Raw genomic sequence first — 22,474 nt, 5'->3', positions numbered from 1 at the left:
AATGAAAACTTACGATACCATTATAATAGGAGGAGGAAGAGCCTCTAATCTAGCAAAAAAAATAGGAAAACTTGGTAAAAAAGTTGCACTTATTGAAAAGTCAAGTTTAGGAGGAACATGTGCAAATAGAGGATGTGTTCCCTCTAAACTCTTAATAGGTTATGCCGATGTTGTGAGAAGTATTCAAAACTCCTCAAAACACTCTATTTTAAGTAAAATTAAAAATATTGATATTAATAAAATATTTGAAAATAACAACTCTTTTATTGATAGTGTAGATGAAAACTATAAATCTCAATTGAATGAAAATGTAGATTTATACAGAGGGGTAGGATACTTTATTTCAAATAATGTAGTAGAAGTGAACAATGAGAAGCTAAGTTCCAAAAAAATCATAATTGCAACAGGGACCTCTCCTAAAAAACCCCCTTTTGAAAATGCATGGACAAGTGATGATATATTTCCTTTAAAGAAAATTCCCAAATCTATTTCTATAGTAGGCTCAGGTTTCATAGCTTGTGAATTAGCAAATGCTTTTGATGCCTTAGGAATTAAAACAAAACTAATTGTTAGAGGAAACACTCTATTATCTAATGAAGATGAAGATATCCAAGAGACATTCAAAGAAGAATTTTGCAAAAACATTGATATAAAGTTTAATACTACAATAAAAGAGGCACAGTACAATAATAACTCATTTGAAATAACACTTGAAAACAAAAAAGAAGAGACTAAAAAATATAATTGTGAAGCTTTACTTTATGCAATAGGTAGAGACTCAAATTCAAAAAGTTTAAAACTAGAAAACACTTCTATTGAAATAGATAAAAGAGGCTATATAAAAAGAAATGATTTTTTTGAAACAAGTGTAAAAGGTATCTATGTTGTAGGAGATGCAGCAGGAGAATATATGCTACAACATGCTGCAGCTTATGAAATGAATCATCTTTATAAAGTTTTATTTGAAGATAAAAAAGAACCTCTTAAATTTAAATATATGCCACATGCTGTATTTACTAACCCAGAAATTGCAAGTGTTGGGCTTACACAAAAACAAGCCCAAGAAAAAAACTTAGAGTTCGTAGTATCAAAAACTTCATGGCAGGCTAGTGCAAAAGCCCAAGCTATGAAAGTGAATTATCCCTTTACAAAGCTTATAGTTGATAAAAATAGTTATAAGATACTTGGTTGTCATATAATTGGACCACAAAGCTCAACTATGATTCATCAAGTATTAACAGTAATGCATATTGACAATGATATTAGACATCTAAAAGAGATGCTTTATATTCACCCTGCACTAAGTGAGGTACTCCTCCCTGCTGCAATAAATACAATAAAAAAGATAGAGAAAGGAAATAAATAATATGAACAGTTTCTTAGAGCCAAAAATAAAACAAAATTATAAAAATGAAATTAGACATATTGGTTTTGAGTTAGAGTTTGCTAATATTGATATTGAAGATATTTTATCTATTTTAGAAAAGAAATTTAACTTTAAAGTAGAAAAAATTAATAACTATCTTTTTAAAATTGCTTCTAAATATGGAGATTTTATTCTTGAACTTGATTTCGAACTCTTAACCCAACAAAAAATTCCAAAAAATATAAAAGAGTTATCAAAAAAAATTGGCTTAGAAATAAAAAAAGAAGATATTGAAAGGATTGAAAGAGCAATCGGAGAACTTTCAAAAGATATAGTTCCATATGAAATAAGTACACCACCTCTTCCTTTAAATAAAATATCTATAATAGATGAAATAATAAAAGAACTTGCAAAAAATAATGCAAAGGGTACTAAATATAAAATATATTATGCCTTTGGTTTACACATCAATATAGAAGTTATATCTTTAGATGTAAAAAGTTTTTTAAATTACACAAGAGCATATTTAATACTTCAAAGCTATATAAATAAAGATGCAAAAATAGACCTAGCAAGAAAGATAACACCTTTTATTGACAACTTTAAAAATGACTATATTAAATATGTATTAGATGAATCATATATTCCATCTATGGATGATTTTATTAATGACTATTTACACTTTAACCCTACTAGAAACAGATCTCTCGATTTACTTCCAATTTTAGCTTTTATCGATGAAAATAAAGTTAGAGAAAAACTTCCAAAAGAGAAAATAAAACCAAGACCTGCTTTTCACTATAGACTCTCAAACTCTATGATAGGAATTAAAGGATGGGAAGTTTCTCAAGAATGGAATAGATGGATTTTAATTGAAAATCTTGCGAATGATGAAGCTTCCTTAAAACTTTTATCAAAAGAATATTTATCCCACTTAGATAATATTATCAATTTAACCACTTGGCAAGAGAAAGTAGAATCATGGCTAAACCATTAATTGGAGTTTGTCTACCAGATAAAGGAAATTTCTTTGCTTTTTTATTCATAAAATGGAATTTAAAGATACAAGGTGCTTCTTGTATTAGATTAAGACCATCAAAAAACAATATTGATTTTAAAAGATTAGATGGGCTAGTTTTAAGTGGAGGAAATGACATTAATCCAACTTTATATGGAGCAAATAAAGATGCTCACAATACAGAATTAGATAAACAAAGAGATACTTTTGAGTTGGAGATGATTGATAAAGCTTATAAAGAAGAACTTCCTATTCTAGGAATTTGTAGAGGAGCACAACTAATCAATATCTATTTTGAAGGAAACCTTCACGCTAAAATACTTGATTTAGATGAGTATTTAATCCATCAAAACTCTATATTTCCAATAAAAGAAGTAAAAATTAAAAAAAATAGTTCTTTACACTCTGCTGTTAAAGAAGATGAAATTTTAATTAATAGTATTCATAACCAAGCAATCAATAAAGTAGGAAAAGATTTAGAAGTTTCATCAAAATATGAATCTATAATTGAGTCTATCGAAAAAAAAGATTATCCTTTTCTTTTAGCCCTACAATGGCACCCCGAATATTTAATATACTTAAAAGAGCATAGAAATATTTTTAAAAAGTTTGTCAAAGCTTCTATTAAATACAAAAGCTAATTAAATAAAATATAAGAATCTTAGGTTTTATTATAAATTTTGCTTATAATAGTTTATGCTTATTATAAGCGATGTTTATATACAATTAAAGAAAATGTTTAGGATATATTATGGAAGGAAATGCTGCTGTTTTAAAGAAAACACCGTATAGAATCAAAAGATATTATGCATATATCATTGCAACTGTAGTTGCATTAGTTGTTCCATTTATTAAAATAAATGGTAACCACATATTTTTATTATCATTTGATAAAAAACAACTTCATCTAATGGGTATTGCATTTGATATGCAAGAATTATATTTAATGCCGTTTTTACTTATGCTTCTATTCTTAGGAATATTTGCAGTAACTGCTATTGGTGGAAGAGCTTGGTGTGGTTGGGCCTGTCCTCAAACTATCTTTAGAGTTATCTACAGAGACTTAATCGAATCAAAACTTTTAGGTTTAAGAAGAATCAAAAACAAACAAAAAGAACCAAACTGGTCAAAGCCAGAAAATGCTTCTAAAAAAGTTGTAGCTATTATTTTATGGACTATGCTTTCTTTACTTGCTGCTGCTGACTTTATGTGGTATTTTGTTCCACCTGAAGACTTTTTTGCTTATATTCAAAACCCAACAGAACACTGGTTTTTAATTGGTTTTGTATTAGCAATTGCTGGTTTCTTAGTTTATGATGTAATTTGGTTAAAAGAGGATTTTTGTGTTTATGTATGTCCATATTCAAGAGTACAATCAGTACTTTATGATGATGATACATACCAAGCTATCTACTCTACAAATAGAGGTGGTAATATTTACAATGACTCTAAAGAGAAAATTATCTTCAAAGCAAAAGATTTGCCAGAAGAGACAAATGAGTGTACAACATGTGAATCATGTGTAACTGTATGCCCTACTCATATTGATATTAGAAAAGGTTTACAATTAGAATGTATTAACTGTTTAGAATGTGTTGATGCCTGTACTACTGTTATGGGAAAACTTGGAAAAGAGTCATTGGTTCAATGGACAAGTACAAGAGATATTGAAAAAAATCAACCAACTAAATTTATAAGAAAATCAACTATTATGTATACAATTGCATTGGTTGTTGTTATTGGTCTATTATTTGTAATGGGTGGAAAAAAAGAGTATATGCTTTTAAATGTAAATAAAACTACTCAGTTATATAAAGTTAAAGAAAACAACGTAGTATCTAATAACTTCTTATTACTATTCCAAAATACTGATTCAAAAACACATACATATAATTTAGAAGTTATAGGTAGAGATGATATTGTAATTAAAAGATTTAAACCATTTAAATTAGGTGCTGGAAAACTTAGAAAAAAAGTTATAGTACTTGAGACAGATAAAATTCTTGTAAATGATAATACAAAAGATACTCCTATTTCTGTAAAACTTAGAGCATTTGCCGTTGATGAACCTAATAGAGTATCTGTAATTAGAGATGCTGTATTTATCTACCCAAGAGCTGACAAACTAAAATAATCATAAAGAGGCATCTCGCCTCTTTATTCTTAAATACTTATTAACCTCATTTTAGATATAATCGCGAATATTTTACTATTTATTTAATTCATGGAGCTATTAATGACTAAATTCATATTTGTTACTGGTGGAGTGCTAAGTTCACTTGGTAAAGGTATTACTTCTGCATCTATTGCAACAATTTTAAAACAATCAGGGTTCAAAGTAAGTATGCTAAAGATTGACCCATACTTAAACGTAGACCCAGGAACAATGAGTCCACTAGAGCATGGAGAAGTTTTCGTAACAGCAGACGGTGCGGAAACAGACCTTGATTTAGGAAACTACGAAAGATTTATTGATAAAACACTTACAGGTAAAAACTCTTTTACAACAGGTCAAGTTTACCAAAGTGTAATTAAAAGAGAAAGAGAAGGTGGTTACTTAGGTAAAACTATTCAAGTAATCCCTCATGTTGTAGATGAGATTAAAGATAGAATCTATGACGCAGCAGATGAACATGACTTCCTAATCATCGAGCTTGGTGGAACAGTAGGTGATATTGAAGGTTTACCATTCATGGAAGCAATTAGAGCTATTAGACATGAACAACCCAAAACAAATACTATGAATATCCATGTGAGTTTAATCCCATACATTAAAGCTGCAGGTGAATTAAAAACAAAACCAACTCAACACTCAGTACAAGAGTTAAGAAGAATTGGTATTACTCCACATATGCTAGTTTGTAGAACAGAAAAAGAGCTTCCAAAGAATTTAAAAGAAAAACTTGCATTATCTTGTGATATTGATAGAAATGCAGTAATTGAAGCAGGTGATGCACAATCAATTTACCAAGTTCCATTACACTTTATCAAAGAAGGAATTTTAACTCCTTTATCAGAGCACTTTAATATCAAAATCAAACCAAACATGGAAAAATGGGATACTTTAGTTAAAAATATTCTTGTACCACAAGATGAAGTAACTATTGCATTTGTTGGTAAATATTTAGATTTAAAAGAGTCATATAAATCATTAATCGAATCATTAATCCATGCAGGAGCACACCTAAACACAAAAGTAAATATTCACTGGTGTGATTCAGAAAGAATTGAAGATACAGGAGCATATGAAGTTATTGGAAACTCTGATGCTATCTTAGTTGCTGGTGGATTTGGACACAGAGGTGCTAAAGGAAAACTTGAAGCAATTAAATATGCAAGAGAGAATAAAGTTCCTTATTTAGGTATCTGTCTTGGTATGCAACTATCTATTATCGAATACGCAAGAAATGTATTAGGTATTGAAAACGCAAACTCTGTTGAGTTTGATGAAAATACAAATGAGCCAGTAATCTACTTAATTGATGAGTTTATTGACCAAAGTGGTGAAAAACAACTAAGAACTCATAAATCACCAATGGGTGGAACTATGAGACTTGGAGAATATCCATTTGAGCCATTAAAAGGTACTAACTTACAAAAAGCATATGGAAATGAAGAAATCTACTATGAAAGACATAGACATAGATATGAAGCAAATCCAGCTTATAAAGAGAGATTAGAAGAAGCAGGAATGGTTATTTCTGGACAATCAAATGGTCTAATTGAAGCAGTTGAAATCAAAGACCACCCTTGGTTTGTTGGTGTTCAGTTCCACCCTGAATTTACTTCTCACTTAGAGACACCAAACCCTATTATCTTAGAGTTCGTAAAACAAGCAAATAAAAAAGCTTAATGTCTAAGGTTACGAAACAAAGACTTTTTGAACTATTAAGTGCAAGACATGAGAATAATCCCTATTCTCGTCTTGCTAGTATTCCTGCACCAGATAGTTTCAAAGATATAAAAAAAGCCTCACAAAGAATCAAACAAGCCCTTCTAAATAATGAAACAATAACTATTGTTGGTGACTACGATGTTGATGGAGTAGTATCTACAACTATTATCGTTGATTTTTTCCAGAAAATTGGAAGAAAAGTAAATCATATTATTCCAAATAGATTTGAGCATGGATATGGATTAAGTCCAAAAATCGTTGATATGATTGATGAAGGTTTAGTAATCACTGTTGACAATGGAATCTCAGCTTGTAATGCAGCAGAACTTCTAAAGCAAAAAGATATTGATTTAATTATCACTGACCACCATACAGTTGGGGAACAAATTCCAGAAGCTTTAGCAATAATAAATCCAAAGCAAGAGGATTGCACTTTTCCTTTTAAAGAAATCTGTGGTGCCCAAGTTGCATGGTACCTTTGTGCAGCAATAAAAAAAGAGATAAATGCAGATGTAAATCTACAAGAGTTTTTTGATTTACTTTGTGTAGCAATTATTGCTGATATTATGCCTATGACAAGCCTAAACTATACTATGGTTAAACATGGACTTAAAAAAATCAAAACATCTTCAAGACCTGCATTTAAAAAAATCAATGAAATGATTTCAAAAGAGATTTTTGTATCAGATGATATAGGATTTACAATTGCTCCTAAAATAAATAGTGCAGGAAGAATGGAAGATGCCTCAATTGCATTAAGCTTCTTACTAGCCTCAACTGAATATGAGGCAAACGATGCTTTACAAATGTTAGAAGAGTTAAATGTATTTAGAAAAAACTTGCAAGAAGAGATTTCTCAAAAAGCTACAAATGCAACAAACCCTGAAGAAAATGCTGTTATAGTATGGGGTGAAGACTGGCATGAAGGTGTTATTGGAATTGTAGCTTCAAAGCTTTCTAATGCCTTTAAAAAGCCTGCTTTTATCTTCTCTATAAACAATGGTATTGCAAAAGGAAGTGCAAGGGCAAATGCAAATATAAACTTGCATACTATTATTACAGAAGCTTCTGATTTACTTCTTGGTTTTGGTGGTCACAAAAATGCAGCTGGTTTATCTATGGAAGCAAAAAACTTAGAAGAGTTCAAAAATAGAATAAATAAGTCTTTAGAAGAGCATAAAGAAGAGCTTCACATAGATCATGATGTTTTAGGTGAACTTGATGTGTCAAATGTAGATATTGAGTTTTTAAATATCATTGAACAATTTGAACCATATGGACTAAAAAATCATAGACCAATATTTAAAATCACAAACTCACAAATCATAAAAGCTGAACTTTTTGGTAAAGATAAAAACCATACAAAACTAACACTAAATAGTGATGGTTTTTTGTTTGAAGCTATTAAGTTTTATTGTGATAAAAGATTTGATAAACCAACTATTGATTTAGTTGTATCAGTAAATAAAAATGAGTTTAGAGGGCAAATAAACCCTCAGTTTTTAATACAAGATATCTTATAAAACAACTCTTGGAGGTAAAGAAAGTTTTCTTTCTTTCTTTATTCCTTCTAACTCTAATATCTCATCATCTACACTCGTACTAGAGTTTGCAGAAGCCAAAATATTTCCATTTGTTACATCAATTAGTTTCATAAATACAATCAAAGTCTCTGTTGTAATTGTATATGTTCCTACAACTGCAAATTTACCATCTACAGATTTATTACTAATATCTCTTTGTTTTCTTGTTAAAAGATTTAATCCATTTTGCCCATAAGAGAAGTTTTCACTTAATTCAACTTGTCTTACAATAATATTTTTATTTAATAAAGCATCTTTTAAATGCTCAGATAATAAAAACCCTAGTTTTGATCTATTCTCTAATTTATCAATATTTACAAAATCAGAAACTAAAACAACATCATCATCTAAAAGATATTTATCTAGTCTTGTAGAAGTTTTTAAAATCAGATTATTTATTAAAGAACTAAAATCATTTGAACCAGTTATTTTTTTATGATTACTTGGAGCTTTTTTAGCCATATTTTCCATAAAAGAGGGAAGGTCTTCACTTCCTGTCATCTTTTTTAAAGAACAAGAAGTGAATAAAAAAAGAGGAATAGAAACTAATACTATTAGTTTACTTATTTGTAAAAAAGCTTTTGTCATAAATCTCTATTTTTCTTGAATGATTTTAATTGTTCTTGCTGGTTTACAATCTTTGAAAAGAATACAGTCATTTCTTTTATTGTGTACATAAGTTGCTCTTGCGCTTGAAATGATTCTTCCAGTAATATTGTCAATTACTCTTGCATTTAAAATTACTTTACCAAACTGTCTTGAATAAGTACCAACTACAACATAAGTATTTGGAATTTGATCTTTTAATTTATAAGGATTTCTTGTAATAAAATACTCACCTTTTTCATTAATAGATACTGCCATTTGACCTCTATATTCAATTACATTGAAGCCTCTATTTGACATCTCATTAATCATACTCTCACTTACAATTCTTCCAAACTCAGTAGTCTTTTTAAAGTTATCTAATCTAACAAAAGAAGTAATAAGAACTGGCTTACTAGTATTCATCTTTTTATTTCTCATCATTTGAGTTGCTAAAGAATTAATTGAACCTTCTAGTGTTCTTTGATTGATTACGTTGTATTGTAAGTCTTGAGCTATTTTCATATGCTCCTTAGTAACTTGAACCTTGTTGTTTTCTTTAACTACAGTATATTCATTTTCAGCATCAACTGATTGTACTTTTTGTCCTGTTGCACCATTTACAGACGAATGAGAAACACATCCAGAAAATAAACTAAGTGCTGCTACAGCAAGACAAGCTTTAGCAAAAGTCTTAAGCATAAAATCCCCTTTTTATAATTGCATAAATTTTATTTAAAAACAGCTTATAAATTCTTGAAAGCTCCTTGTTTCAGCATTTAGTAATTTAATCTGTTTTATTTTAGAATATAAAAAATCTATGAGGAGATTATATGTCAAAAATAGTAATTCCAATTTCAAACGGTTTTGAAGAGATTGAAGCAATTTCAATCATAGATATTTGCAGACGAGCAAATATTGAAGTTGTTATTGCAGGAGTTGAAGCTTTAGAAACTATAGGAGCTCACAACATAAAAGTAACAGCTGATTGTAAAATTGAAGACGTAAAAGAAGATGATTTCGATTTGATTGTTCTTCCAGGTGGCTTACCAAATGCCTTTACTCTAGCAGATAATGAACATGTTCAAAAACTTTTAAAAGAGTTTAAAGCAAGTGACAAATATATTGCAGCTATTTGTGCAGCACCATATGCTTTACATAAAGCAGAAGTTTTAAATAAGGATTATACTTGTTATCCAAGTTTTGAGCAAAAAATAGTTCCTGAAAATTATATCAGTAATCAAAATGTTGTAAAAGATGGAAATGTAATCACATCAAGAGGACCAGCAACAGCTATGGAGTTTGCCCTTAAAATAGTAAAACTTATAAAAGGTGATGAAACATATGAAGAACTAAGGCAAGGTTTACTTCTTACATAAGCTTTTTACTATCTTTTGATTCACTTCCCAAAAGTCTAAAAAACTATGAGAGATAGATTTATCTCTCATATATTCATAGGCATTTGATGATTTTTTGAAATATGCATCATCTTTTTTTGATAACTCTTCTAAAGAGTTTTTCACCTCATCAAATGAATTTATATCAACGACATATCCAAACTCATTCTTTACAAAACTACTTGGACCACCACTATTTGTAACTATTACAGGAAGTGCAGAAGATAAAGCTTCTAATACAACTTGACCTAAAGTATCAGTTGTAGAAGGGAAAATAAAACAATCACTTGAAGCATATATTTGTGATAACTCATTTTTTTGTTTTCTTCCTAGAAAAACTATATGTTTAAGCTCTTCTTTTCTTTCTAACTCAAACTCTAAATCCCCTACTAAAATAAGTTTTGCATTTTCTAGTTTTAACTTTTTCCAATGTTCTATTAACAAATCAACATTCTTTTCTACTGATAATCTACCTACATACAAAACTTTAAAATCATTTTTTTCAATATCATACTTTTCCCATATATTCTCATTTTTATAGGATTTATCAAAGTTTTCTATATTTATTCCAGCTTTCAAAATATATAAATCTTCTTCTTTAAAAGCTAATTGCTTTTTTATGATATCCATATATTCACAAGACCTAGAAAATAAAGCAGTAAAGCTTTTATAAAAAAACTTCAAGTACATAAGTGTAATTTTCTTTACAAATTTACTTTTTGTGTTTTTATACATATAGGAAGGAAAATCTGTATGATATATTCCTACAACTGGTATATTTAAAATTTTTGCACTAATCAAAGCACATAATCCAACGGTCCCAGGAGTAGAGATATGTAGTAAATCAGGATTTAGCTCTTTGATTTTATTTTTTATTTTAAAAAAATTAGGAATAACCAAATCTAAAGAGTTATAAAAAGGCATTTTGATTTTAAAAATAGGTTTTATATTAAAAATATTCTCTATTTCTTCATAATGTTTTTTTGAAGTTGAACTTATCACATAAAAATTTTTCTTATGTTTTCTAGCTTCCTTACAATAGTCTTGAATAAATCTTGATACACCATTTAAATCATATACTGTATCACTTACTAAACATACTTTTATATCATTCATTTTGAAATTTTATTACCTATTAATTACAAAGGTATTACATGTTATTAACTTGTAACCAAGATGGCATAAACTTCTTTTTATGAAATATAAAAGTATCTTTATCTCAGATGTTCACTTAGGAACAAAACACTCAAATACGAAGATGTTGCTTGACTTTTTTAAGCATAATGATAGTGAAAACCTTTTTTTAGTTGGAGATATTATTGATGGTTGGGCAATAAAAAGAAAGTTTATCTGGCCTCAAACCCATTCAGATGTCATCCAAAAAATACTTAAAAAAGCAAGAAAAGGTTGTAAGGTTACATTTATAACTGGTAACCATGATGAATTCTTAAGACCCTTTGTTCCTTTGATTTTAGGAGACTCATTGGATATAAAAAATGAGCTAGAATATAAATCACTCAAAGGTAAAAAATACCTCGTAACACACGGTGATTTCTTTGATTCAATAACAATGACTAAAAAATGGCTTGCTATCTTAGGTGACTATGGATATGATTTATTACTAAATGTAAATCAAGTTTTAAACTACTTTAGAAACAAACTTGGAATAAAATCAAGGTGGTCACTATCAAAATACGTCAAAGACAATGTTAAGTCCTCTGTCTCTTTTATAACCGACTTTGAAGACACCCTTGCAAATCATGCAAAACATAAACAATATGATGGCATAATATGTGGACATATTCATAAAGCTGAGATACGAAATATAGATACAATAGAGTATCTAAACTGCGGAGATTGGGTTGAGTCTTGTACAGCAGTTGTTGAAACTTTTGAGGGAGAATTTAAAATCATAAATTGGTTAGAAAAATGAAATTTGGACTTGTATTAAGTGGTGGTGCAGCAAGGGGAGCTTTTCATCTTGGAGTGCTACAGTTCTTAGAAGAACAAAATCTTCAAATTGATGCTTATTCAGGTAGTTCAATTGGAGCTATTATCTCTGTTTCACATGCAAGTGGTATAAGTGCAAAAGAACAATTAAAAATCTTCTCGTCAAATGACATAAAACAAGTTTTGAAATTCAATTACCTCAACAAAGGTTTATTAAAAATTGATACAAAACATCAAATACTAAATGAGCTTCTTCCAATAAAGCAATTAGAAAACTTACCAAAAAAAGTATTTGTAAATGCCTATGATTTAAAATCAAAAAAACTTTACTATTTTGATAAAGGAAATAGCCATGAACTTTGTATGGCATCAAGTGCTTTAACTCCACTTTTTAGACCAATAAAGTATAAAAATATGGAACTAATCGATGGAGGTTTATTCGATAATATGCCTATTAAACCTCTACTTGATTTAAAACATAAAATCTATACTGTAGATATAATGCCTAGTAAAAATATTTTTAATCAAAAGGTAAGCTATAATCCAATTAAGAGATTAAAAAGAAAAATCTTTAAACAGCTAATCGAAAATGCAAAATATAGTATTGAACATACAAATCACTATATAACTTCCCCAGAAATACGACACTTTAAAATGTTTACTTTTAAAGAGCTAAAGAATTGTTTTAACTTAGGATATAAAGAAGCACAAAAACATTTTTAGATATAATCATTACTATAATAAATCCAAAATAAAAAGTTAAGATTCATGTCAGAAATACCAAAGTTTACCCATTTACATTTACATACAGAATATTCATTACTTGATGGTGCAAACAAGATTAAGCCCCTTGCAAAAAAAATAAAAGAGTTAGGAATGGACAGTGTTGCCATGACAGACCATGGTAACATGTTTGGAGCTATTGACTTTTATAATGCAATGAGAGCTCAAGGTGTTAAACCTATCATTGGAATGGAAGCATATATTCACAACTCAGAAGAGATAGGTGATAAATCTACAAAACAAAGATTCCACCTATGTTTATATGCTAAAAATGATACTGGATATAAAAACCTTATGTATCTTTCATCACAAGCATATATGCATGGTTTTTACTACTACCCAAGAATCAATAAAAAGATGTTAAGAGAAAACTCTGAAGGGCTAGTTTGTAGTGCTGCTTGTCTTCAAGGAGAAGTAAACTGGCACTTAAACTTACAAAATGAAAGAAACGTAAAAAATGGTGCTAAAGGTTATGATGAAGCAAAAAGAATTGCTTTAGAATACAAAGATATCTTTGGAGATGACTTTTATTTAGAGATTATGAGACATGGTATTGGTGACCAGCATTTTGTAGATGACCAAATTTTAAAAATTGCTAAAGAGACAGGTATCAAAGTAGTTGCTACAAATGATACACACTATCTAAAACAAAAAGATGCTGATGCTCACGAAGCCTTCATGTGTATTGCAATGAATAAACTTTATGATGACCCAAATAGATTAAGACACTCAGTACATGAATTCTATTTAAAATCACCAGAACAAATTGCAATGCTTTATGCTGATATTCCAGAAGCAATAGAAGCAACTCAAGAGATTGCAGATAAATGTAACTTAGAGATAAAACTAGGAGACCCTACTCCACCAAACTTTAAATTTACAAGACAAAAACTAACAGAACAAGACCTTCAAATTCCAGAGCCAGAAGAAGAGTACTCTTTAGAAAATGATAAAGCTTTATTTATACATGAGTGCTGGAAAGGTTTAGAAACAAGACTTGAAATTGTTCCAGAAGAGAAACATCAAGAGTATAGAGACAGACTACAAGTAGAAATAGATATTATCAATAATATGAAGTTCCCAGGATATATGCTTATTGTATGGGATTTCGTTATTGTTGCAAAACAGATGAAAATCCCAGTTGGACCAGGACGGGGTTCAGCAGCAGGTTCACTTGTTGCTTATTGTCTATTTATTACCGATATTGACCCTATGCCATATGGTTTACTTTTTGAGAGATTCCTAAACCCAGAAAGGATATCGATGCCCGATATCGATATGGACTTCTGTCAAAGTAGAAGGGGTGAAATTATTGACTATGTTGTTCAACAATATGGTAGGTCAAACGTTGCTCAAATTATTACCTTTGGTAAACTTCTTGCAAAAGGGGTTATTAGAGATGTTGCCAGAGTTCTTGATATGCCTTACTCAAAAGCAGATGCAATGGCAAAACTTATTCCAGATGAACTTGGAATTAATCTTACAGATTCATATGAAAAAGAGCCAAAAATTAAAGAGCTTTGTGACTCAGATCCTTTATCAAAAAGAGTTTGGGAGTTTGCATTAGCCTTAGAAGGTCTAAATAGAAATGCCGGTACTCACGCAGCGGGTGTTGTTATTTCCAATGAACCATTATGGAAAAAAACACCACTATTCAAGCCTTCTGGACTAGATACAATTGCGACACAATACAATGGTAAATATGTAGAAGATGTTGACTTAATCAAATTCGACTTCTTAGGTCTTAAGACCCTAACAGTTATTGAAGAAGCAAATAAGCTTATTGAAAAAAGACATGGAAAAAGAGTTGACTTCTTAACAACAGACGTAAATGACAAAGGTGTTTATGACTTAATCCAAACAGGTAATACAATTGGATTATTCCAGATAGAATCAGCTGGTATGCAAGACCTTGCAAAAAGACTTAAACCTTCTGGTTTTGAAGATATCATTGCGATGCTTGCACTATATAGACCAGGTCCAATGGAGTCAGGGATGCTTGATGACTTCATCGATAGAAAACATGGTCGTGCAGAAATCTCTTACTTCTATGATGAGTTTATTGAACCATTACAACCTATTCTTGAGCCAACTTACGGGGTTATTGTTTACCAAGAGCAAGTTATGCAGATTGTACAGACAATCGGTGGTTTCTCACTTGGTGGTGCGGACTTAGTTAGACGGGCAATGGGTAAAAAGATTAAAGAAGAGATGGACAGACTTAAAGGTGAGTTTGCCGAAGGTGGAGTAAAAAAAGGCTATAAAAAAGAGCATTGTGAAGAACTATTCGACCTTATTGTAAAATTCGCAGGATATGGTTTTAATAAATCTCACTCGGCAGCTTATGGTTTAGTTACATTCTATACTTCATATTTAAAATGCTACTACCCTGCTGAGTTTATGGCAGCACTGCTTACGCTAGAAAAAGACAACACAGATAAAGTTGTAAAATATGTGGATGAAGTTAAAAGATTAGGTCTTGACCTTTTCCCACCAGATATTAATAAATCTGACCTTGTATTCTCTGCAAAGAAAATTGATGGAGAAGAAGAAGTAGTAATGTTTGGTATGGGGGCTATTAAAGGTGCCGGAGATGTTGCTATTAACTCTATTTTAAAAGAGAGACGAGAAAATGGTGACTTTAAAGATATGTCTGATTTTATCTCAAGAATCGATGGTAGTAAAGTAAATAAAAGAGTAATCGAATCACTTACTAAATCAGGAGCCTTTGACTGCTTTATGTATTCTAGAAAGTCTTTATTAGAACAAATTGAAGTTATAGGTGATACTGTTGGAAAAGCCATGCAAGCAAAAAAAATGGCTACAGGGTCACTTTTTGGAGACAGTGAAGAGCTTACAAGAATTGAGCTTGAGCTTGAACACTTACCAGAATATGACGCTAAAGAGATATTAGAGTTTGAGAAAGCTTCATTAGGTTTTTATGTATCTGGTCACCCATTAGATAGCTATAGAGAAGACCTTGATAAAATCAACTATACACTTAGTTCAGAACTTGATGAAGTAGCTGATGGAAGCCAAGCTTTACTTGTAGGAAAGATTGAAGAAATCACTGAAAAAATCTCTAAAAAAGGTAATAAATTCGGTATTGCAAATATCCTTGACCTTCATGGAAATATTGAGATTATGCTTTTTGAAAATAGACTAAAAGAGTTAGCAGAGAATTTTGATTTAAATGAACCAATTGCATTTAAAGTAAAAGTTACAAAAGATGGTGACTTTACAAGAATGAATATTCTAAAAATTGAGTCTTTAGATGATGCAAAAAAAGAGAAAGTAAAAACAAAACATAGAGAGAAAGAAGAGCCACCTTTAACAGTTGCGCTTCCATTTAATCATACAGATGAAACTATGTATAAACTCTTTGAAATAGTTGCAAATAATCAAGGTAAAAGGCAATTAAAAGTTGTTGTAAAATCAAAACTTGCTGATGTAGAACTAGAAACAGGATTTGCTGTTAGTTCACAAGTAGAGAATCTTATTAAACAAATTAATGGAGCTTATGTAGTTGCATGATGAAACAAATTTTAATTACAAATGATGATGGCTTTGATGCTATTGGACTTAAAGCTTTAGTTGAAGCTTTATCTCCTATTGCAAAGATTGTAGTTGTTGCACCAGCTAAAAACAAATCAGCATGTGGACACTCACTAACCCTTGATAAACCACTAAGAATGGTACATGTAGATGATGATTTTTATAAAATAGATGATGGTACTCCAACAGATTGTATTTTTATCTCTTTAAATAATCTATTCAAAGAAGGTTACAAACCTGATTTAGTAATTAGTGGTATAAATATTGGTGCAAATATGGGAGAAGATGTAACTTATAGTGGAACTGCTGCAGGAGCTATGGAAGCAGTACTTCAAGGTGTTCCAGCTATTGCTATTTCCCAAGTTTGTAAAGATAGATGTCAAGATATTAAAAACGGCTTCGATTTTGCACTTGCAAAGGATACAATTTCTAAATTAGCTAAAAAAATATTAGATAATGAGTTCCCTTTAGGAGAAAGAAGATTTTTAAATGTAAATATTCCTCCAATAAAAAAAGAAGAATGCAAGGGAATAAAAATCACTAAAGCAGGATATAGAGAGTATGGCAATGATACTCATAGACACCATAATCCAAGAGGTGAAGAGTATTACTGGATAGGACTTCATCCATTAATTTGGCAAGAAAGTGAAAATAAAGATTGCGATTTTGAAGCCGTTAAAGCAAACTATATATCAATTACTCCTATAATGCTAGACTTAACTTCTTATGATGATATAAACAAATTAAATACATGGATAAAGGAATAAAGTTTTGAATTTTACAGAATCTTTAACAAAACATATAGATAAGTTAGTAGGAACTTTAAAATCTGAAGAAGATTTAAAAGAGGTTTTAAAAAGAAAACTTACAAAAAAAGAGCTGAAAGTTTTTATTGCTATTGAAGAGGGAAAATCTGTTCAAGAAACAATGGAATTAATCAAAGACGATGAAGAAAGAGTTAATGAACTTTACAAAGCAGCTTGTAAAAAAGTAAATCAAGAAAAAATCAAAAAAGAGTTAGTTGATTTATAAAATGAGAGTTTCTACAAAGAATTTGTAGAACTCTTATAGTTTTTATTAAATGAAGAAACTCTAGCAGTTGTATTAGAGTTTTTATCAAAGTTTACTAAAACCATTCCTGCAAACTTATCTTTTTTGTAGAACTCTACACGGAATATTTTTCCACTTTTATCAATAGAAAATCTTTTTTGTAATCTGTTTTTATTAACTGTTACCCCAGCTTCATCATTTTTCTTATGCACAAACCCAATAATATTTACTCTTAAATCTTTAATAGGCTTTATTTTAAAATTATTGTTTACATTAATGATTGAACCTAATGGCACAGTAAAATCTTTACCATCAATTGTCACATCAATATTTTCATCAATACTTTCATGCTCTAAATAATCAGGAGTTAATACAGCAAGTCTTCTATTTCCATAGTGAATTGCATACCCATCACCTTTTTTAATTACTGTTAATAAAGGATTTGAAGGGCTAAACTCTAAACTACCATCTTTTTTAATAGGGAAGTATCTTAGATTACTTCTAATTTCACTTAAAGGCAATTGGATTTTTTCATCATAAAAAGAGATATAAATATCGTTATCAATAACATTTCTTACAGCCATTGGTTCTAAAGGAAAATATCTTTCATACTCAATTCCCATAATATCCATATATTTTTCAATTGCTAATAGATGATAATATGTTCTTTCATGTAGTGGTAAAGATTTACTCGCTTCATTTGCAAATGCAGCTTTTTTATTGTTGATAGAAAAGTAAGTTAATGTCTTTTCCATTTCCTTATCACCAAGTCTTGTATTTGTATTTTTCACTTTATAATGATGACTTGAAGTTATTAAATTCTTATTTATAGAAGCACAAACCTGTTCTGCAATCTCACTTAAGTTTCCATAATATTTTGTATCAATTGATTCTTGGTCTACAATAGCACTTTGCCCCCATCTTAATGGAGAGTGTAGTCTATCAATATGTTTTTCTCTATAAAAACCACTACCATCATGTAAGTTAAGTACCAACTTAACTTCATCTGAAGTGATATACTCTTTTATTCTTTGAATAGAATCATAATCTGGATCAGTAGAAGAAATTTTTGCAAACTTTCTATTCATATCTCCAAAAGGACCTCTATTTCTTTTAATAATTGAATAGAAATTTAGATTTGGAACAATCCAAACAGAACCTTTTTTAATCTTATAATGAGTAGTAATCAATGATGCTGCCATAAAACCACCTGGCTCATCACCTTGAATACCACCAATTATTAGTAAGGTATTTTTATCTTCTTTCCCTTTTTTGATAAAATCAAAATCAAAATTATGGTCATCAGCATATAGATTTTGTAAAAGTAGAAAAACAAATAGTAATTTAAATAATCTTAATATGCCAAGGCTCATACCTTACCCCATCCTTATTGTTAACTGTATATCTCATGTCTATATATTTTAATTTTCTCATTTTTAAAAATTCATCTGTCAATGCAAATCTAGATGAAAAGTTTGCTTTTCCAAAACCTTTTTTACCAACATCAAAATCTGCAATACTATGATAAGTATATGCAGGAGGTGCTAAAGACTTAGATGCATCTGTAAGATTTCCATCTACACTATGTACCTTATCTAAAAAAAGTTTCGTTTGTTTTACAATACTTCTCACACCAGAAGTTAATGTTAAACTTTCACCTATATCATCAACCATTTGATAATATGTCTTTTCTGGATCACCTTTAAATAAATAGTGTCCAGTATATGGTATTTTTCTAACTTCTTTTTTATTTATTGAGTCAGTAATATTTTGTGAAATTCTTTTTCCATAAAAACCATGAACTGTTGGATCATAATAAAAAATAGACTCTAAGAACTCTAACTCTTTTTTAGTAAAAGAAGAGATTTTATTAGAATACTTTGCAACTTTTAGCATATAATCAAAGTCTATGATATTAAAGTTTCCATAACCAACATGTCTTTGTACAAGGTCAATTTTATTTCTAACACTTTGGAACTCTTTTAAAAACTTCTCTTCGATAAAAACATCATCAATAATAGTTTTACCTTTTTTAGCAATAGAAGAGTTATTATCACCTTTAATATTGATTTCTAAAGAGTCTTTTACTTCACCTATATACTCTTCTTCACTCAATACATAATCGTCTTTAATTCTATTTATTTTTTCTACTTCACTATCATTACTTCCAAAGATATCACTAATTAATCTCTCGAAATTATTATCAAAAGTTTCTGTTTTTGCAAATAGATTTGATGTACCAAATAATGAAGCTAAAGCTGTTGATTTTAGAAAATCTCTTCTTTTCATATTTTATGTCCTAAAGTACCATCTTAATATCTTTATGATCACCTAACATTTTGTAAATCTCTTTTCTATCATCCTCATTATGAACTAATAATTCCAATGAATAGCTTTTAAATTTACCTTTTTTACTTACTTTAGATTTTTCAAGAGAAAACTCTCTTTTTATAAAAATCTCTTCAGTAATTTTATTTGCATTAGACTTCTCATGAATTACAATTTTGTATTTCCATGAACAAGGATAGTCTAATTGAAGTTTTTCTTTACTTAAATCAATCATCTTGTAAAATCTCCACTTTTACCACCACTTTTAGATTCTAACTGTACATTTGATATTACCATTGATTTATCTATAGCTTTAACCATATCATAAATAGTTAATAAACCAACAGAAACACCTGTTAAAGCTTCCATTTCTACACCAGTTTGTCCATTTAGCTTTGCACTAACTGTTAGTTTAAATCCTGGAAGTTCAGGAAGTTCATCAATATCACAATTTATTCCAGTTAATAATAAAGGATGACACATTGGTATTAAATCACTAGTTTTCTTTGTCCCCATAATTGCAGCAATAACTGCTGTTTGTAAAACAGGTCCTTTTTTACCAGTATTATTAATAATTGCATCATATGCATCTTGGCTCATAGTTATCATACCAGAAGCAACGGCAACTCTTTTTGTTTCATTCTTTGATGAAACATCAACCATTTTAGGTCTGTCATTTTCATCTAGGTGTGTTAATTCCAATTTAAAACCTTTATACTTAATGACTTTATTATATCTTTTTATTAGTTAAATAGAAATTAAGTAAACTTTAAATATAATGCAACCCTAAATTTAAAAAGAAAGTGGGTGATTTTAGTGCCAGGCATTAAAGTTAAAGATAACGAATCTTTTGACGAAGCATATAGAAGGTTTAAGAAGCAATGTGATAGAAATCTTATTGTAACTGAAACTAGAGCTAGAAGATTTTTTGAGCCAATGACAGAGATCAGAAAAAAACAAAAAATTAACGCTAGAAAGAAAATGCTTAAGAGATTATACATGCTTAGAAGATACGAATCTAGACTGTAGTAATTCGTTTTCTATACCAAAGCCTCGATTTTATCGGGGCTTTTTTTTATTTTATTCAATTAAACTCATTTACAAACTTCATAAATAATCTTCATACCACTAACTAGACACTAAAAACAACTAAAATATATATACAAATAACTATTTAAAATAAAAGGAATACATTGACTACTAAAGATTTGTCTCCATTGGAGCAACTTAAAGCCTCTAGAAATCCTCTTCATGTTATTGAAGATATATATAAAGAAGCGGAAGAAGGAATCCCTTTAAGTGAAGAATATATAGGTTTACTAAAGTGGTATGGAATGTACCCACATATTAATTCAGAAAAAACTGAAGATAAAAAATACTTTATGAAAAGAATTAAAATTATTGATGCAAAAATAAACTTAGCACAATTGGAAGTTCTTTCAAAAATAGGTAAAGAGTATGCAAAAGGTTTAGTTGACTTTACAACAAGACAAAATGTACAGTTTCACTATATTGAAATAAAAGATTTACCAACTATATTTAAACTACTTGAGTCTGTTGGACTAACATCAAGAATGGCATCAGGTGATGGTCCTAGACCAATTGTTACTTCTCCAATTGCAGGAATTGACCCCAATGAAATTTATGACACAACAAATCTAGTAAAAGAAGTAGATGCATATTTTGATGAAAATGATGATAGGTTTTGTAACTTTTCTAGAAAATATAAACTTTCAATCTCTGGTTGTGCAAAACACACTGCATCCCATGAAATACAAGATTTAGGATTTACTGCTTTTATAAATAAAAATAATGAAGTCTTATTTGATTTAACTATCGCTGGTGGATTGTCAAAATCAAAGCAAATTGCAACTAGAGCCAATAAATATGTAAAACCAGAACAAGTTAAAGATGTAGTAGTAGCTTGTGCTGAAATCTTTAGAGATAATGGAAATAGACAAAATAGAAATAAAGCAAGAGTAAGACACCTCTTTAATGAATGGGGTCTTGAAAAGTTCATTGATGAATTAGAATCAAAACTAGGATACAAACTTCAAAACGGATTTGATGAACCAGAAATCACATCTTCTGAAAATAGAAATCATTTTGGTATTCATAAAGCAAAACAAGAAAATGAATCATTTATTGGCTTTGCAACAAATTCAGGAAGAATTGCAGGTGAAGATCTTGAAAATATCAGTGCAATTTGTAATAAGTACTCAGCAAAAGGTGTTGCACTTACAGCAACACAAAACTTTATAGTATATGGTGTAAAGAATGAGAATGCACAAGCATTAGCTGGTGAAATTGATGCCTTAGGTTATCCATATAATCCAACAACTTTTAGAGCAAGATTACAAGCTTGTACAGGTAAACAATTTTGTAAATTTGGAATAACAGAAACTAAAGAGTTTGCAAAAGGTGTTGTAGCACAATTAGAGAAGAATCATCCAAATTTCAAAGAAAATATAACTATTGCTATTTCAGGTTGTGGAAATGCATGTTCACATCCACAAATATCAGATATAGGTTTTGTAGGAACAAAAGTTAGAGATGAAGATAAAAATAGAGTTGAAGGATATGAAGTTATTCTAGGTGGACAACTTCATGGAGTTAAGGAAAGTAAATTTGCACATAAAACTGGAGTTAAAATTACAGCAAAAGAGTTGCCAAACTTTATTGGAAGATTAATTGAATTATATACTGAAAATAATCTAGAACAAAGTTCATTTAAAAACTATTTGAATATAGTTGATTTAAAAGAAAAAGTATAAAAAATAAAAGAGGAGAGAAATCTCTTCTTTTGATAAATAAAAGCTAAAGCCGAAGAAATCTGAGCTAAAAAAAAGCTTACCATTAGCAACTAAGGATAAGTTGGTAAAGGTAAGCTTTAATAGAAATAAACTCAAGAGCTGGCAGCGACCTACGTTTCCACAAGGGGGCCCTGCAGTATTATCAGCGCAG

The 22,474-nt window shown here is 29.7% G+C and carries 22 protein-coding genes; 14 read left to right on the top strand and 8 right to left on the bottom strand.

The window, feature by feature from the left end:
* Window position 1: 1 nt before the first annotated feature.
* From CRV02_RS13870 to recJ, 6 genes are all read left to right on the top strand, one after another.
* Complete coding sequence (locus tag CRV02_RS13870) at window positions 2–1,366, top strand: NAD(P)/FAD-dependent oxidoreductase (RefSeq protein ID WP_129090841.1); 1,365 nt, start codon at window positions 2–4, stop codon at window positions 1,364–1,366.
* Window position 1,367: 1 nt separating this feature from the next.
* A complete protein-coding gene (locus CRV02_RS13865) occupies window positions 1,368–2,363 on the top strand; it encodes an amidoligase family protein (RefSeq protein ID WP_129090840.1) in 996 nt (331 codons plus the stop codon).
* Window positions 2,348–3,025, top strand: coding sequence for a gamma-glutamyl-gamma-aminobutyrate hydrolase family protein (locus CRV02_RS13860; protein WP_129090839.1), 678 nt, complete (start codon window positions 2,348–2,350; stop codon window positions 3,023–3,025). The genes CRV02_RS13865 and CRV02_RS13860 overlap by 16 nt, the downstream gene beginning before the upstream one ends.
* A 110-nt stretch (window positions 3,026–3,135) precedes the next feature.
* Entirely contained in the window at window positions 3,136–4,518 is a 1,383-nt protein-coding gene (gene ccoG / locus CRV02_RS13855; protein ID WP_129090838.1) for a cytochrome c oxidase accessory protein CcoG, read from the top strand.
* Between the two features lie 102 nt (window positions 4,519–4,620).
* A complete protein-coding gene (locus CRV02_RS13850; RefSeq protein ID WP_129090837.1) occupies window positions 4,621–6,237 on the top strand; it encodes a CTP synthase in 1,617 nt (538 codons plus the stop codon).
* Window positions 6,237–7,802, top strand: coding sequence for a single-stranded-DNA-specific exonuclease RecJ (gene recJ / locus CRV02_RS13845; RefSeq protein ID WP_129090836.1), 1,566 nt, complete (start codon window positions 6,237–6,239; stop codon window positions 7,800–7,802). The genes CRV02_RS13850 and recJ overlap by 1 nt, the downstream gene beginning before the upstream one ends.
* Here recJ and CRV02_RS13840 read toward each other — a convergent pair.
* Complete coding sequence (locus tag CRV02_RS13840; RefSeq protein WP_258239318.1) at window positions 7,797–8,450, bottom strand: FlgO family outer membrane protein; 654 nt, start codon at window positions 8,448–8,450, stop codon at window positions 7,797–7,799. The two genes, recJ and CRV02_RS13840, sit on opposite strands and share 6 nt — an antisense overlap.
* 6 nt (window positions 8,451–8,456) lie before the next feature.
* Window positions 8,457–9,149 carry a FlgO family outer membrane protein gene (locus CRV02_RS13835; protein ID WP_129090835.1) on the bottom strand — a complete coding sequence of 231 codons (693 nt, stop codon included), beginning with the start codon at window positions 9,147–9,149 and terminating at the stop codon, window positions 8,457–8,459.
* Window positions 9,150–9,280: 131 nt separating this feature from the next.
* Here CRV02_RS13835 and CRV02_RS13830 point away from each other — a divergent pair, with 131 nt between their 5' ends.
* The gene (locus CRV02_RS13830) at window positions 9,281–9,826 is read left to right on the top strand and encodes a DJ-1 family glyoxalase III (protein ID WP_129090834.1); all 546 of its coding nucleotides are present in this window, start codon (window positions 9,281–9,283) and stop codon (window positions 9,824–9,826) included.
* Here the strand turns inward: CRV02_RS13830 and CRV02_RS13825 are convergent.
* Window positions 9,812–10,960 carry a glycosyltransferase gene (locus CRV02_RS13825; RefSeq protein WP_129090833.1) on the bottom strand — a complete coding sequence of 383 codons (1,149 nt, stop codon included), beginning with the start codon at window positions 10,958–10,960 and terminating at the stop codon, window positions 9,812–9,814. The genes CRV02_RS13830 and CRV02_RS13825 overlap by 15 nt on opposite strands.
* A gap of 79 nt (window positions 10,961–11,039) precedes the next feature.
* Between CRV02_RS13825 and CRV02_RS13820 the strand changes: the two genes are divergently transcribed.
* From CRV02_RS13820 to CRV02_RS13800, 5 genes are read left to right on the top strand one after another with little or no spacing between them, the layout of a single operon-like run.
* A complete protein-coding gene (locus CRV02_RS13820) occupies window positions 11,040–11,777 on the top strand; it encodes a UDP-2,3-diacylglucosamine diphosphatase (protein WP_129084195.1) in 738 nt (245 codons plus the stop codon).
* Entirely contained in the window at window positions 11,774–12,517 is a 744-nt protein-coding gene (locus CRV02_RS13815) for a patatin-like phospholipase family protein (protein WP_129090832.1), read from the top strand. The genes CRV02_RS13820 and CRV02_RS13815 overlap by 4 nt, the downstream gene beginning before the upstream one ends.
* Before the next feature lie 45 nt (window positions 12,518–12,562).
* Entirely contained in the window at window positions 12,563–16,111 is a 3,549-nt protein-coding gene (dnaE, locus tag CRV02_RS13810; protein ID WP_129090831.1) for a DNA polymerase III subunit alpha, read from the top strand.
* Window positions 16,111–16,899 (top strand): 5'/3'-nucleotidase SurE, encoded by a 789-nt coding sequence (gene surE, locus CRV02_RS13805; RefSeq protein WP_129090830.1) that lies wholly within the window; start codon window positions 16,111–16,113, stop codon window positions 16,897–16,899. Before dnaE ends, surE begins: the two co-directional genes overlap by 1 nt.
* Before the next feature lie 4 nt (window positions 16,900–16,903).
* On the top strand, window positions 16,904–17,164 hold the full coding sequence (locus CRV02_RS13800) for a hypothetical protein (RefSeq protein WP_129090829.1): 261 nt from the start codon (window positions 16,904–16,906) through the stop codon (window positions 17,162–17,164).
* An 11-nt stretch (window positions 17,165–17,175) separates the two neighbouring features.
* Here the strand turns inward: CRV02_RS13800 and CRV02_RS13795 are convergent, their stop codons facing one another.
* The 4 genes from CRV02_RS13795 to moaC are packed head-to-tail and all read right to left on the bottom strand — an operon-like array spanning window position 17,176 to window position 20,212.
* Entirely contained in the window at window positions 17,176–18,555 is a 1,380-nt protein-coding gene (locus tag CRV02_RS13795) for a M14 family metallopeptidase (RefSeq protein WP_129090828.1), read from the bottom strand.
* Entirely contained in the window at window positions 18,527–19,471 is a 945-nt protein-coding gene (locus tag CRV02_RS13790; RefSeq protein ID WP_129090827.1) for a M15 family metallopeptidase, read from the bottom strand. Before CRV02_RS13790 ends, CRV02_RS13795 begins: the two co-directional genes overlap by 29 nt.
* A 10-nt stretch (window positions 19,472–19,481) precedes the next feature.
* The gene (locus CRV02_RS13785; protein ID WP_129084188.1) at window positions 19,482–19,745 is read right to left on the bottom strand and encodes a YbeD family protein; all 264 of its coding nucleotides are present in this window, start codon (window positions 19,743–19,745) and stop codon (window positions 19,482–19,484) included.
* A complete protein-coding gene (moaC, locus tag CRV02_RS13780; protein ID WP_129090826.1) occupies window positions 19,742–20,212 on the bottom strand; it encodes a cyclic pyranopterin monophosphate synthase MoaC in 471 nt (156 codons plus the stop codon). The genes CRV02_RS13785 and moaC overlap by 4 nt, the downstream gene beginning before the upstream one ends.
* 114 nt (window positions 20,213–20,326) lie before the next feature.
* Between moaC and rpsU the strand changes: the two genes are divergently transcribed.
* Entirely contained in the window at window positions 20,327–20,539 is a 213-nt protein-coding gene (rpsU, locus tag CRV02_RS13775; protein WP_129062599.1) for a 30S ribosomal protein S21, read from the top strand.
* Window positions 20,540–20,703: 164 nt separating this feature from the next.
* On the top strand, window positions 20,704–22,284 hold the full coding sequence (locus tag CRV02_RS13770; RefSeq protein WP_129090825.1) for a nitrite/sulfite reductase: 1,581 nt from the start codon (window positions 20,704–20,706) through the stop codon (window positions 22,282–22,284).
* On the opposite strand, the gene CRV02_RS15085 is transcribed toward CRV02_RS13770, so the two are convergent.
* The coding region (locus CRV02_RS15085) for a hypothetical protein (RefSeq protein ID WP_258239317.1) at window positions 22,267–22,474 on the bottom strand (208 nt) is incomplete at its 5' end. The genes CRV02_RS13770 and CRV02_RS15085 overlap by 18 nt on opposite strands.

It is taken from the genome of Arcobacter sp. CECT 8989 (assembly GCF_004116715.1).
In the GTDB taxonomy this organism is placed as follows: domain Bacteria; phylum Campylobacterota; class Campylobacteria; order Campylobacterales; family Arcobacteraceae; genus Halarcobacter.
This window is presented reverse-complemented; position numbering and strand designations above follow the sequence as displayed.